Annotated in this window: 9 protein-coding genes; all 9 read right to left on the bottom strand. The window is 62.9% G+C overall.

What is annotated here, in order from left to right:
* Positions 1 to 71: 71 nt before the first annotated feature.
* The gene (locus MM194_RS15070) at positions 72 to 1,712 is read right to left on the bottom strand and encodes a GGDEF domain-containing protein (RefSeq protein ID WP_033131838.1); all 1,641 of its coding nucleotides are present in this window, start codon (positions 1,710 to 1,712) and stop codon (positions 72 to 74) included.
* Positions 1,709 to 2,185, bottom strand: a complete 477-nt coding sequence (locus tag MM194_RS15065; RefSeq protein WP_241344011.1) for a hypothetical protein — start codon at positions 2,183 to 2,185, stop codon at positions 1,709 to 1,711. Before MM194_RS15065 ends, MM194_RS15070 begins: the two co-directional genes overlap by 4 nt.
* A gap of 86 nt (positions 2,186 to 2,271) precedes the next feature.
* Positions 2,272 to 3,045, bottom strand: a complete 774-nt coding sequence (cobB, locus tag MM194_RS15060) for a Sir2 family NAD+-dependent deacetylase (RefSeq protein WP_033131839.1) — start codon at positions 3,043 to 3,045, stop codon at positions 2,272 to 2,274.
* Between the two features lie 72 nt (positions 3,046 to 3,117).
* The gene (locus MM194_RS15055; RefSeq protein WP_033131840.1) at positions 3,118 to 3,732 is read right to left on the bottom strand and encodes a GNAT family N-acetyltransferase; all 615 of its coding nucleotides are present in this window, start codon (positions 3,730 to 3,732) and stop codon (positions 3,118 to 3,120) included.
* Entirely contained in the window at positions 3,729 to 4,979 is a 1,251-nt protein-coding gene (locus tag MM194_RS15050; RefSeq protein ID WP_033131841.1) for a response regulator, read from the bottom strand. The genes MM194_RS15055 and MM194_RS15050 overlap by 4 nt, the downstream gene beginning before the upstream one ends.
* Position 4,980: 1 nt before the next feature.
* The gene (locus MM194_RS15045; protein ID WP_241344010.1) at positions 4,981 to 8,934 is read right to left on the bottom strand and encodes a transporter substrate-binding domain-containing protein; all 3,954 of its coding nucleotides are present in this window, start codon (positions 8,932 to 8,934) and stop codon (positions 4,981 to 4,983) included.
* 36 nt (positions 8,935 to 8,970) lie between these two features.
* Positions 8,971 to 9,267 (bottom strand): integration host factor subunit alpha, encoded by a 297-nt coding sequence (gene ihfA / locus MM194_RS15040; RefSeq protein WP_005300715.1) that lies wholly within the window; start codon positions 9,265 to 9,267, stop codon positions 8,971 to 8,973.
* 3 nt (positions 9,268 to 9,270) lie between these two features.
* On the bottom strand, positions 9,271 to 11,658 hold the full coding sequence (gene pheT, locus MM194_RS15035; protein WP_241344009.1) for a phenylalanine--tRNA ligase subunit beta: 2,388 nt from the start codon (positions 11,656 to 11,658) through the stop codon (positions 9,271 to 9,273).
* Positions 11,659 to 11,670: 12 nt separating this feature from the next.
* On the bottom strand, positions 11,671 to 12,654 hold the full coding sequence (gene pheS, locus MM194_RS15030; protein WP_033131843.1) for a phenylalanine--tRNA ligase subunit alpha: 984 nt from the start codon (positions 12,652 to 12,654) through the stop codon (positions 11,671 to 11,673).
* Positions 12,655 to 12,976 lie beyond the last annotated feature (322 nt).

Here is a 12,976-nt window from a genome sequence, read left to right as displayed (position 1 = left end):
GACGCGAGCAAGAGATAATGAGAAGGGCAGCCCATTGGCTGCCCTTCTCTTTTTCCATTCACAGCGCGAACTCAGGCCACGCCAACCTCGCCTTGCGCCGGCGCGGTCCTGACCAGGCGCCGCAATGCCAGCCTGGTCGCCAGGGGTTGCAGCAAGGCCTCGAACTCGGAAGGGGCTGGCAGCCAGTAGCGAATTGGCCAACCGGCCTGCAGCAGCTCAGGCGCCTGGCTGCCAAGCTCACGCAGCGCCAGCAGGCAGCCGCTCTGGCGTACCTGCGCCAGCAAGACGGCATCCGGCACCAGGGTCGGCAACGCCAGGATCAACCTCCCCTCGGGCAGTGCAGGCAAATAGGCCAGCACATGGGCCAATTGCGCCTGTTGCTGCAGCCTGAAAAGTTGCGGTAACGAACCGGTTGCGTCAGCCAGCAGCCGAGCCACCACTGGGCCCAGGATGCCATGCGCCTGCAGCCAGCTCATTTCGCACTCCTGGCCTGCTCGCCAGCGCAGGCTGATGGCCACGACCCGCTCACCCTGCTCGTCTTCCAGCTCATCCCGCACGGCCTCCAGTGGGGATGTTGCCACCCCCTCCAGCCAGCCCCGCAGCTGATGCAGCTGGCGTTGATGCACGTTCAGGGCGGCTCGCATCCCGGGCTGGAACCAGACCAAGGCAGCATTGTCCCGCTTGGCCTGATTGAGCGCCAATATGGCCTGCTCCAGCAACAGATTGCCATCCGTCCCCCGCTCGGCCCGTGCCACCCCGAAGCGGCAGGCAAGATCGAAGCTGCTCTCCCGGGTCACAAACTCGAACTGCAACAGGCTTTGCAAGGCGGTCATCTGCTCATCTGTCTGCGCCTGATCGCCGGCCAGGAACACCGCAAATTCATCGCCACCCAGGCGATAGGCTCGCCCGGGATGGGCCTGCCGCAGCTTGGCGGCAACCGTCTGCAGCAGGCGATCGCCGACCTGGTAGCCGAGCAGATCATTGACCTGCTTGAAACGCTTCAGATCCAGCACCACCAGGCTTGAGGTCGGGCTCTTCAACAAGGCTTGTCTCAACTGCGCCTGCAGGGCACGGCGATTACCCAGCCGCGTCATGGGGTCGATCAGGGAGAGGCGACGGTTTTGCAGGTTCGCCCTAATCAGGGCAAGCACCAGGATTCCCCCCGTCAGCAGCAGGATAAGCTGCCAGATCTGGAGCCAGAACAGGCTCTGGCGCATCTGGTTGACCGAGGCCTCCCGCTCCTGGCCGGAGAGGATATGCTCCCCGATCTGCTCCACCTGGCGGGTCAGCTCGGCAAGATTGGTCTGGATCCGGTCCAGCGCCTCCCCCTCCTGCAGTGCGCCGGCCTGCATCTGGGGCTCCAGCAGTTTTATCTGGTAAAACATCTTGGCCAGCACCTCCCCCAGTCCGTGCCGGGCACGCGCATCGGCGGTTTCGCTGCTGACCAAAAAGATGTCCAGCCGGTTCCACAACAGATCGTAATCCAGGCTCAGGGTGGCCATGTCCAGCTCGCCCACCCGATAGAGTCGCAGATCGTAGAGGAAGCGCTGGGACTCCAGCATGGCCTGGCTGATATTCCAGTGGGTGTTGCGATAGAAGATATCGACCAGCTGTTCGTGCCGGCTCTGCAGGTAGAGACCCCAGACGGAGGAGAACAGGAAGGAGAGCGAGATGAGGGCGAGCAGCAGATTGTGGCGTTGACGACGGGTCACTTGATGACCTCGATGCGGATCACCTGCCACACCATGCCGCTGTGAATGGTGGGCACATCCAGCTCGGGATATGCCGAGAAGGGCATCAACAGCCAGAGCGGCCCCTTGTTGCGGCGCGTCAGCGGCTTGTCATCCTGATAACGCACCAGCGCCAGCGGCACCTGCTCGAACAGGGAGAGATCCAGCTGCTGTTGATAGCCGTTGAGGGCAGAGGCCTCGATAAGACTCGCGTGCTCGACCCCCTGCGCCGCCAGCACGGATGCCAGGGTCGGGCCACGGTAACTGTGGGTGCCCGTGGTCCAGGGAGTCTGGGTCTTGAACTCGGTCTGGGGCAAGGCGGCCAGCGCCGCCTCATCCAGATTGACGACCCGCTTGTCAGCCAGCACCAGCTGCAGCAGGGGGGAATAGGCCTGGGCGCCGAAGGTGATCAGCGCCAGCAATAAACAAGAAAACCAGTGCTTGGAGATACGCATCTTGGGTCGCGCCAGCTGCATTCGGGATTTTATGGGCCAGTGTGGCGACTTCATTAACCCATTGCAACTGTGTTGTTACGCAATAGTTATTGGCCGCGCATCTCCATCCAGTTGTGCCCCGGGATGGCCTTGGGCTGATGCACGCCCAGCTGCAGCAGCAGCTCATCCACGAAGGCCGGTACCAGCACGGACGCCGGACCGTAGCGCTTCTCGTCAAACTGGCTGCCCACCTCGCTCGGTTCCAGATTGAGCTCTATGGTGTGGGCACCGTTGAGACCGGCCTCGTGCACGAAGCCAGCCGCTGGATAGACGGCCCCGGAGGTGCCGATGGAGATGAAGAGATCGCATTGCGCCAAGGCGCTATAGATCCTGTCCAGCCCGAGCGGCATCTCGCCAAACCAGACCACATGAGGTCGCAGCGGCTGGGGTAGCTGACAGCAAGAGCAGAGCTCATCCTGATGCAGATCGCCGCGCCACTCGATCACCTGGCCCGACACAGGACAGCGTGCCTTGAGCAGCTCCCCGTGCATGTGGATCAGGCTCTTGCTGCCCGCCTCGGCGTGCAGGTTGTCGATGTTCTGGGTCACCAGGGTCACCCGCCCCGGCAACAAACGCTCCAGCCTGGCCAGAGCGTAGTGGGCCGGATTGGGGTGGATCTCGGCTCTTTGCAGTTGTTCACGGCGCGCGTTGTAGAAGCGCTGCACCAGCACGGGGTCCCGGGCATAGCCCTCCGGCGTCGCCACATCCTCAACCCTGTGCTCTTCCCACAGGCCGTCGCTGGCCCGAAATGTCTTGATGCCGGACTCTGCCGAGATGCCGGCACCGGTGAGGATCACGATATGTTTGGCTGACTGCACCATGGTGGATTTCCTCCGACGAATGACAGCCTGACCTTAGCACAGGGGGCGAAGCAGGCACATTCGCCCTTGGTCTTATGAGCGATCCTGATCCAGGCCGTCGAGCACGCTCAAGTCCAGCCTGACGAATATCATCTCCCGCCCCGTCACCAGGGTCAGCGGCAACCCCAACCCCTTGAGCAGGGCCAGCATGGGGCGATTCTGGCTCAGCACCTCCGCCGTCCACTCCCGGATCCCCTCCGCCCGCGCCAGCAGGGCCAGCGCCAGCAAGATGCGCCGCCCGGCCCCGCGATGCTGAAAGTGGTCTGCGACTATGCAGGAGAACTCGGCCCGATCCGGGTGCAACCGGCGTTGGATGGACTGGGCCATGGCCAGAGGCACGCCGTCCGCATCGGTCAGTAGCAGGCCAATCTGGGGAGCACGAGGATAATCGATAAAAAAGGCGACCTGCTCGGCACTGGGGGGCAATTTGGGGCGCATGAAGCGCAGATAAATACTCTGCTCGCTCTGGGCGGCGTAGGCAGTCTCAAGCAGGGCGCTGTCGTAGCCCGCCAGCTCCCGCAACCAGCAATCTCGCCCACCCACCACCATCATGATGGGCAGCGCGCTCCGGCCGGCGGGATGCAGCCAGCCCGCCAGCCCCGCGCGCAGACGCGCCTCGTCGGCCGGCCAGCACAGATAGCGCGTCACCAGCGCCCCGAGATGCCGCGATCCTGCCAGAGGGCGACATCCTGCACGTTGAAGGGATCGTCAAGATAGAGGGCGATGCCTAACTCTCTGGCACGGCCGATGAAGCGGCCAAGCAGGGAGTCCACCGCCATCGCCTCCAGCTCCTGCAACAGTTGCTGTCCCAGCAACAGGTACTGGAACGGCAACCGCTCCAGCTCATCGAATGGCAGATGCTGGGCGTTGTCGAGCAGCAGCGCCAGGCGTCCCCCCGCCATGCTCGCCTGCAACGCCAAGGCGAAGCGATCCGCCTGACTCAGCACCTGATCCCGCTTGTGAACCACCAGGGTCAACTCGACCGCCTGCCGGCCGTGCTGCTCCAGCCACGCCTTGAGCTTATCCCAGTAGGGAGGCAGCCCGCTCACAGCCAGCCAGATGGGCAAATTCGATGAGGCGGCATCCGCCAGCAAGCCGAACTGGCCGAGGGGATCCCCCTGCCAGCTGCGGATGGTCCGCTTCAAGCCGCCGAGCCTCAGCGGGTATTGTGGCCCCAGATACAGCGCCTTGAGCAGACGCAGCAGATCGTTGTTCTTGAGCGGCTTGGCCAGTGCCGCCAGCACATTGAAACCGGCATCGTGCAGCAGGCGACGGGCACCGTCGATCAGAGTCTGATCGTGGGCGGAGAGCAAAATGATGGGCAGACCATTGCGGCAGGACTGGGGGTGGCCCATCAGCAAGCTGATGGCATCCTGTTCCGCCAGGCTGAGATCGCAAATCAGCAGCCCCACCTCGCCCCCTTCCAGGGCCTGGAGGCAGGCGTCACCATTCTGTACCCAGTGGCAGGGCAAACCCAGCCCTTGAACCTCCTGCGCAATGCAGGCGCCCTGGAAGGGGTGATCCTCCAGTAACAGCACCCGCAATCCCGCCAGCCAAGTGCGCCAGCGCTGCTCTCGCTCCTGCAGTCCCGCAAGCCAGGGGTCCGTCATCTGGAAGATCCCCCGTCCCGGGGTCATCAACTGCTCGGCATAGGCCTTTCCCACATGGGCCGCCGGATCGAACAGGGCGATGTCACTGGCGGTGAATCCCCCTTCCCAGCGCCAGTCGGCATCGGGTTGAGTGCGATGCAAGCTGGCATAGGCAGGTACTCCCACCGCTTTTACCGCCTGATAGGAGACCGCATCCAGGGCATAGATGCTGACAGGGTGGAACAGGGACTCCAGGCTCACGTCCTCCTCCAGCAGCGCTAACAACTCTTCCTCTGTGATGATCATCTCATGTTCTCTTGTTCAGTTGCCGACAGACCTCATCCACGGCCTCTGTCAGCGGCTCAATCAAGGGGTGTTCAGGATCCTGCTGCCAGGTTTCGATGACCTGTACCAGCTGGCTGGCCCCCACCATTTTGGCGGCCCCCTTCATCTTGTGTAAAGCCGTCTTGAGGGCTGTCCCATCCCCTTGTGTGACACAGCGCTCAATGTCGGCCAAATCCTGCCTGGTCGATGCCAGATAGAGGCTGACAAGCTCGGGGCTGAGCGGGATCAACGTGCTATCGGACCGGCCTACGGCATCTTCCTCCTGCGCGATCGCAAGCTCTCCCCCCTGGCCGGAGACGCTACGCAGCAAGATGGCCAGATCATTCAACAGGACCGGCTTGTCCAGATGACCGTGACAACCGCAGTCGGCCAGCCGCTCTGCCGCCTGCTCGCTCAAGTCGGCGGTGATCACATAGACCGGCAGATGCTGCCAGGCCGCAGAGCCCCGCAACTGCTTGCACAGCTCGGCGCCGTCCATTACCGGCATCTGCAGGTCGGTCAGCACCAGATCGACCGACTCGTGCTGCAGGATCTCGAGCGCCAGACGACCGTTGGCGGCGCTCAGCACCCGGGCGCCCAGCTGACTGAGCTGCATGCTGATCAATACCCGATTCACCTCGTGATCTTCCACCAGCAAGACGCGCATGCCTGCACCCGGCAGGCTGGTCATCTCCTCGGGCCCCTGGCTGAGCCTGGGTTGCAACAGGGTGACCACGGAGCCCGGGATCCAGGGTTCGTCCTGCCAGTACCAGTGGCGCAGGCCCCGCTCATCCACCGTGGCGCTCAGGCAGGGCCCGGTCGGTGTTTCCGTCACCCCTACCTCGCGCAGCCAGCTGCGCATGTAGTCAAGCTCCTCACCCACCAGTTGCAGGCAGATCTCGCGCACCCTTGGCTGCCAGGGAGATCCCTCCTGCAGGGGGCGCAGGGGCAAGGTGCAGCGGAAGCGGCTGCCGCCATGGGCCAGTGACTCGACCCCGATGGTGCCTCCCATCTGCTCCATCAGCTGACGGCAGATGGCAAGCCCGAGCCCGGTGCCCTGCGCCCTCGTCTGACCCGGCGCCTCCCCCTGTTCGAAGGGCAGGAACAACCGGGGCAACAACTCGGCACTGATGCCGGGCCCCTCGTCATCCACCCCGCACGCGATCCACTCTCCCTGGCGCCGCGCCCATATCACCACCTCGCCAACCGAGCTGAACTTGATGGCATTGGAAATCAGGTTATGCAGCACCTGCTGCACTCGATGGGGATCGAGCTCCATCAGTGCCGGCAGCGCGGGATCGAGTGCGAGGCGCAGTTGCAACCCCTTGGAGCGCGCCTTGGACCAGTGCACCGCCGCCACGTGCTCGCACAGCTCCACCAGATCGGTTGGCTGGGGCGAGAGCCGCAGCTGGCGCGTCTCGTTGCGGCTAAAATCGAGCACGTCGTTGAGCAGCCCCAGCAACTCGTTACCCGCTTGCCTGACGTGGGTCAGCGCCGATGCCTGCTCCGGCGAGAGTTCGGTCTGATCGAGCCACTCCAGCAACCCCAGAATGGCGTTCATGGGGGTGCGGATCTCGTGGCTCACGGCAGCGAGGAAGCGTCCCTTGGCGAGCACGGCCTGCTGGGCCTGCTCGTGTGAAATCTGCAGCGCCTTCTCCTGCTCGACCCGGATGGTCACATCCTGTACCACCCCATAGATGCGCCATCCCTCCCCCTGACGACGGCCCCGACCGGAGAACTGCAGCCAGCAGGTGCCCTTGGTCGGATGGCGATAGCGCAGCAGATGGGCAAAGGGGCGCCCCATCTGCAACATGGTCAGCATGGGCGCCCGCATCTCCCGCCTGTCCTGGTGTGCCAGCCGGGTGAGGGTCTCGTTGGGATTGAGCCGGATCTGCTGGCTGGCCAGCCCCAGCAGCTCATAGCTGCCGCGACTGACAAACTCCACCCGGGAGATGGCGCCCCTGTGCAGGGTGAACTGGAGCACCACCCCGGGCACCGTATTGGTGAGGGCGCGCAGACGGCGCTCCGCCTGGCGCAGCAAGCGGGTGCGTTCGCGCAGGGCGCTGATGTCGGACAGGGCGATGAGATCGCCGGCCGGTGCCTGCTCCCCCAACCGCAGCGGGATCTGGGCATAGGAGAAGATCTGCTCGCGCAGGGCAAACTCCCCTTCCGCCCCTTGCAACTGGGGCGCAGGCAGGACCAGGGCGGCGGAGTAGCGCGCCTCCAGCCGCTTGGCCCGCTTGTTGCGCTTGATGATTTCCCCCTGCGCATTGCGCAGGAACACCGGCACGGGCAGCGCCTGGAACAGGGACTCCCGGAACTTGCTCTCCAGCGCCAGCGCCTGTTCGGCCTTGCGCCGCTCCCTTGCCTCCTGGGCCAGTTGCTGACGGGAGCGCCAGACCGACCAGATCACGGCCGCGCTGACCAGCAGCGCCAGCAACACCGAGCCGAGCCAGAAGCCGTAACTGACCCCCTCCTGCTGGGTGAGGATCAGCCGGCGCCAACGTTGGACCAGTTCATCCACCTGCCGATCGTTGATGGTCATCAGGCTCTGCTCGATCACCCCCGCCAGCCTGGGTTGATCAGATCGGATGGCAAACCCCAGCCCGAAGGTCTGGGGCAGCTCCTTGATGGTCAGCTCGCTCAGCTGGTTGTTGCGCAGCGGATACTGCAACTGATAGAGCTCGGCCAGCATGGCCTCCGCCTTGCCGTCCTGCACCGCCGCCAGCCCCTGCACCAGATCGTCGGCCTCCACCCATTCATGTTGCCCGAAGAGGGCGAGCAGGCTGGTGTCATACAGCATCTTGGGCACCACCACCTTGCCCTTGACCTCGGCAAGGGACTGATGAGCGATGCGCTTGCGGCTGATCAGGGCGTAACGACTCATGGCCACGGTACGGGTGAAGTCGAACTCCGCCTCCAGCGCCGGAGACTCCAGCAGGCCGGCCATCATGACAGCCTCCCCGCTGCGCAGCTTGGCCAGCGCCTCCTCCTTGCTGGCCACCGGAATGAGCTCGAAATCCAGCCCGGTCTGCCGGCTCACCCGCCGCAGCACGTCGCCGCTCCAGCCGACGAGATCTCCTTGCTGATTGACGCCGCTGTAGGGCATGAACCCGGGATCCGCCACCAGCTTGATGGTGCGGGCGTTGCCGATAAGCCAGGCCTGCTCCTTGTCGTTGAAGTGCAGCGGATTGATGTCCTGCTCGCTCTGGGGCAGATAGCGCCCCAGATCCCGATAGAGACTGCCCGGCGGCAGGAAACGGATCGCCGTGTCCAGCAGTTGCTGCAACTCGGGTCGATCGCGCATCATCAGCCGGTAGCCGATCACCAGATCGTCGCTGCGCAGGCGCCGCAGGCGTAGCCCCTCGTCCGGGTATTCGCGCATCAGGTAGCGCAGTTGCAGATAATCCCCCAGATAGGCGCTGCCCCTGCCTGCGATCAGCGCCCCATACCAGTTATCGGCATCGGTCAGCTCCTGCTGGGATGAAAGGGGATAGAGCCGCTTGAGGGTCTCCTGTGCCTGCCAGATGGGCGATACCAGAAAGGTGGCGTGCTCGAGCTCCCCCTGATAGAGGATGGCGGACTCCGCTTCCAGCATGGCCCGGCTCAGCGCCATGCCCGGCAGCGTCTGCAAGGAGGGGCCGACATGGGGGATGAGATCGCAACGCCCGTCGAGCAGCCCCTGCTCCACCGCCGACCAGTTGGGCAGCTTCTCGAAGCGCAGGGGTACCGGCAGTTGCTGTGCCAGCCGCTTCATCTGATCGATGAGCAATCCCCCCTGTTTTTCCAGATAGGGAGGGCGCTGCAGGGCGGGATAGCAGAAGGTCAGTTCGCTGAGTGAATCGACATACGCCTGGGTCTCAGACGACAGGGGAAGCACGGCGGCGCGCAGTGGCAAGGCCAGCAGCGCACCCAACAGGAGGAGTATTTTTCTCATCGAAACGCAAAAGCCAGGCGGTTGCCTGGCTTTCTATTACTCGTTGGGTTCAACATTTTCTACCCTGGCCTTGAGCTTCTGGCCAGGCCGGAAGGTCACCACCCGCCGGGCGCTGATGGGAATATCCTCGCCCGTCTTGGGGTTACGTCCGGGACGCTGGTTCTTCTCGCGAAGATCGAAGTTACCGAAGCCTGAAATCTTGACTTGTTCACCGCGCTCAAGCGCCTGTCTGATTTCCTCAAAGAAGGCTTCCACCATATCTTTGGCTTCACGCTTGCTCATCCCGAGTTGGGTGAACAGGTGCTCTGCAATGTCGGCTTTGGTAAGCGCCATAGATCAATCCCTCAAGGATGCATTCAACTCTTCACCGAGGGCCCGCACGACATTGTCTACGGTCTCGGCAATCTCTTTCTCCTCCAGGGTGCGCTGGTTGTCTTGTAAAACTAGACTGATGGCCAGGCTCTTCTTGTCCTCTGCCATACCAGCACCCTGGTATACGTCGAACAAGTTTATTCCAACTAACTGATTTCCGCCAACTTTTTTAATTACTGCGAGCACATCACCGGCCAGAACCTGGTGGTCAACCACCACGGCGATGTCGCGGCGGTTGGCCGGGAAGCGGGAAACTTCGGCCGCAACCGGCACCTTGGCGGGGATCAGCTTGTTCAACTCCAGCTCGAACATGATGGCACGGGTCTTGAGACCCAGCTTCTTCTCGAGGCTCGGGTGGATCACGCCGATATGGCCGATCACGGCGCCGTTGCGCAGGATGACCGCGCTCTGGCCCGGGTGCAGGGCACTGTGCTCGGTGCGCTCGAAGCTGAAGGTTGCCCCTTCGGCGGTGAGATCCAGCACGGCTTCCAGATCCCCTTTCAAATCAAAGAAGTCGCTGCCACGGCTCTTGATGTCCCAGTGCTCATCGCTCTGGTTGCCGGTGATGATGCCGGCCAGCATGGGCTCCTGACGGATGCCGTTCTCGGCGCTCTCGTCTTTGATGAAGCGCAGGCCCTGCTCGAACAGACGCACACGACCTTGCTGACGGTTCTGGTTGTAGACCACCGCCTGCACCAGCCCCGGGAACAGGGAGACGCGCATGGCGGACATCTCGACCGAGATGGGGTTCGGCAGCACTATGGCGTCGCTCTGCGGGAACAGGGTCTGCTGGGCCTTGGGATCCACGAAGCTGTAGGTGATGGCTTCCTGGAAGCCACGGTCCACCAGCAAGTCGCGCACCCGCTTGAGGGTCACCTGACCTTCCGCCTGCTCGACCATGGCCAGAGAGGCCGCCGGTTTCAGGTTCGGGATGTTGTTGTAGCCGTAGATACGGGCCACTTCCTCGATGAGGTCTTCCTCGATGGCGATGTCGAAACGCCAGGACGGCGCCAGCGCGGTCCAGCCATCGGCTTCTACCGTCACCTGCATGCCGAGGCGAGTCAGGATCTCGAGTACCTGGGCATCGCCCACGCTGATGCCGATCACCTTGTCGAGCTTGGTGCGGCGCAGCTTGATGGGGGCAGCCTTCGGCAGATGAGCGTCAGACTTGACCTCGACCACCGGGCCCGCTTCGCCGCCGCAGATGTCCAGCAGCAGACGGGTGGCGCGGTCCATGACCTTGGCTTGCAGTTGTGGATCTACACCGCGCTCGAAGCGGTGGGAAGAGTCGGTGTGCAGGCCATAGGCACGGGCGCGGCCGGTGATGGAGAGCGGCGCGAAGAAGGCACACTCCAGCAGCACATCTGTGGTCTCGGTGGACACGCCGGTACGCTCGCCGCCGAAGATACCGGCCATGCAGGCGGGGCCTTTGCTATCTGCGATTACGAGCGTGGTCTCTTTGAGCTTGACCTCGTTACCGTCCAGCAGGGTCATGGGCTCGTCGGCCTTGGCACGACGTACCACCAGCTCCCCGTCCAGCTTGGCCAGATCGAAGGCATGCATCGGCTGACCATATTCCAGCAGCAGGAAGTTGGTGATGTCGACGATGGCATCGATGGAGCGAATGCCGCCACGGCGCAGCTTCTCTTGCATCCAGAGCGGGCTCTGGGCGTGCAGATTCAGCCCCTTGATGACACGGCCGAGGTAACGGGGGCAGTCTGCCGGCGCATCGACCCGGATCGGGAAGCTGGCGTCTATGGTGGCAGGCGCCGGAGTCCAGCTCGGCTCGACCACGTCGACGCTGTTGAGCACGCCGATCTCGCGGGCAAGCCCTGCAATCCCGAGGCAATCGGCCCGGTTCGGGGTCAGATCCACGTCGATCGCCACGTCATTGAGATTGAGGTAGTCGCGAATGTCGGTGCCGATGGGGGCATCAAGTGGCAGCTCTATGATGCCGTCCGCTTCAACGTCAATACCCAGCTCGCTGAAGGAGCAGAGCATGCCGTGGGACGGCTGGCCGCGCAGCTTGGCCTTCTTGATGGTGAAATCGCCCGGCAGGGTCGCACCCACTTTGGCCACGCAGACCTTGAGGCCGGTGCGGCAGTTCGGCGCGCCGCAGACGATGTCCAGCAGATCGCTCTCGCCCACGTTGACCTTGGTCACCCGCAGCTTGTCGGCGTCCGGGTGCTGAGCGCACTCGACCACTTCACCGACCACGACATTGTTGAACTGACCGGCCACCGCCTCGATGGCGTCCACTTCCAGACCGGCCATGGTGATCTGTTCGGCCAGTGCGTTATCACTCAACTCGGTGCGGACCCACTCCATCACCCAGGATTTACTGAATTTCATGTTCTCTCGCCCTTACTTGAACTGCTTGAGGAAGCGCAGGTCGTTTTCGAAGAAGGCACGCAGGTCGTTGACCCCGTAACGCAGCATGGTCAGGCGCTCAACGCCCATGCCGAAGGCAAAGCCGGAGTATTTTTCCGGATCGATGCCGACCGAACGCAGCACGTTCGGGTGCACCATGCCGCAGCCCAGCACTTCCAGCCACTTGCCGTTCTTGCCCATCACGTCCACTTCGGCGCTCGGCTCGGTGAACGGGAAATAGGAGGGACGGAAACGGATGGTGAGATCTTCCTCGAAGTAGTTGCGCAGGAAGTCGTGCAAGATCCCTTTCAGCTCGGTAAAGCTGGCATGTTCGTCTACCAGCAGGCCTTCGACCTGGTGGAACATAGGGGTGTGGGTCATGTCGTAGTCGTTACGATAGACGCGGCCCGGCGCGATTATGCGGATCGGCGGCTGTTGCTGCTGCATGGTGCGGATCTGCACACCTGAGGTGTGGGTACGCAGCATCAGGTCCGGGTTGAAGTAGAAGGTGTCGTGATCGGTCCGGGCCGGGTGATGGGCCGGGATGTTCAGGGCATCGAAGTTGTGGAAGCCATCTTCGATCTCGGGACCGCGCTCCACTTTGAAACCCATCTCGCCAAACAGGCGCTCGATGCGCTCGACGGTGCGAGTCACCGGGTGCAGACCACCGTTCTCGATGCGACGGCCCGGCAGGCTGATGTCGATGGTCTCGGCAGCCAGCTTCTGGTTCAGCTCCTGGGCGGCCAGCTCATCGCGGCGCGCGTTCAGGGCATCCTGAACCTGCTGCTTTGCCTGGTTGATCACGGCGCCCGCAGCGGGACGCTCTTCGGCGGACAAGGCCCCGAGGGTCTTCATCTGCTCGGTAAAAAAGCCTTTTTTACCCAGATATTTGACCCGGATCTCGTCGAGGGTCGCAACGTCGTTGACGCCCTCAATTTCGGCCTTGGCCTGGCCGACTACTTCTTCAAGCTGTTGCATGTCTTCCTCGTCACCACTCCCGGAACAGGAGCCTGTTAGGCTAAATAAGGTCAAGAGGGGGATAATACAAAAAAAGCCCCTCGGCTGACCATAGTTAAGGTGGGCTTTTCTCCCGAGAAATCATTTTGTTATGACAAGCGGAGTCAGTGGCGACCAGGCCCCTGTACCTGACGGCTATTTTTGCAACGGCCATGCCCTGCCCGATCACGCTCTAGAATATAGTGCCAAATCAATATGATGGATTTTTTCTCCCCGGATTCCTGCCGCCAGCTTGCCGCTTTCCCCGCCAAGTCCCGTGTCTACCGGGCATTTCGTCTGCTCA

The organism is Aeromonas sp. MR16 (assembly GCF_022549315.1).
Lineage (GTDB): Bacteria > Pseudomonadota > Gammaproteobacteria > Enterobacterales > Aeromonadaceae > Aeromonas > Aeromonas aquatica.
The sequence above is the reverse complement of the archived record's forward strand: the minus strand, read 5'-3'. Positions and strand labels throughout refer to the sequence as shown.

Bases quoted from the DNA above. Each gene is read 5' to 3' on its own strand.
- MM194_RS15050 (WP_033131841.1), bottom strand. From the start codon at position 4,979: ATGATCATCACAGAGGAAGAGTTGTTAGCGCTGCTGGAGGAGGACGTG.
- MM194_RS15065 (WP_241344011.1), bottom strand. From the start codon at position 2,185: ATGCGTATCTCCAAGCACTGGTTTTCTTGTTTATTGCTGGCGCTGATC.
- pheS (WP_033131843.1), bottom strand. From the start codon at position 12,654: ATGCAACAGCTTGAAGAAGTAGTCGGCCAGGCCAAGGCCGAAATTGAG.
- pheT (WP_241344009.1), bottom strand. From the start codon at position 11,658: ATGAAATTCAGTAAATCCTGGGTGATGGAGTGGGTCCGCACCGAGTTG.
- cobB (WP_033131839.1), bottom strand. From the start codon at position 3,045: ATGGTGCAGTCAGCCAAACATATCGTGATCCTCACCGGTGCCGGCATC.
- ihfA (WP_005300715.1), bottom strand. From the start codon at position 9,267: ATGGCGCTTACCAAAGCCGACATTGCAGAGCACCTGTTCACCCAACTC.
- MM194_RS15045 (WP_241344010.1), bottom strand. From the start codon at position 8,934: ATGAGAAAAATACTCCTCCTGTTGGGTGCGCTGCTGGCCTTGCCACTG.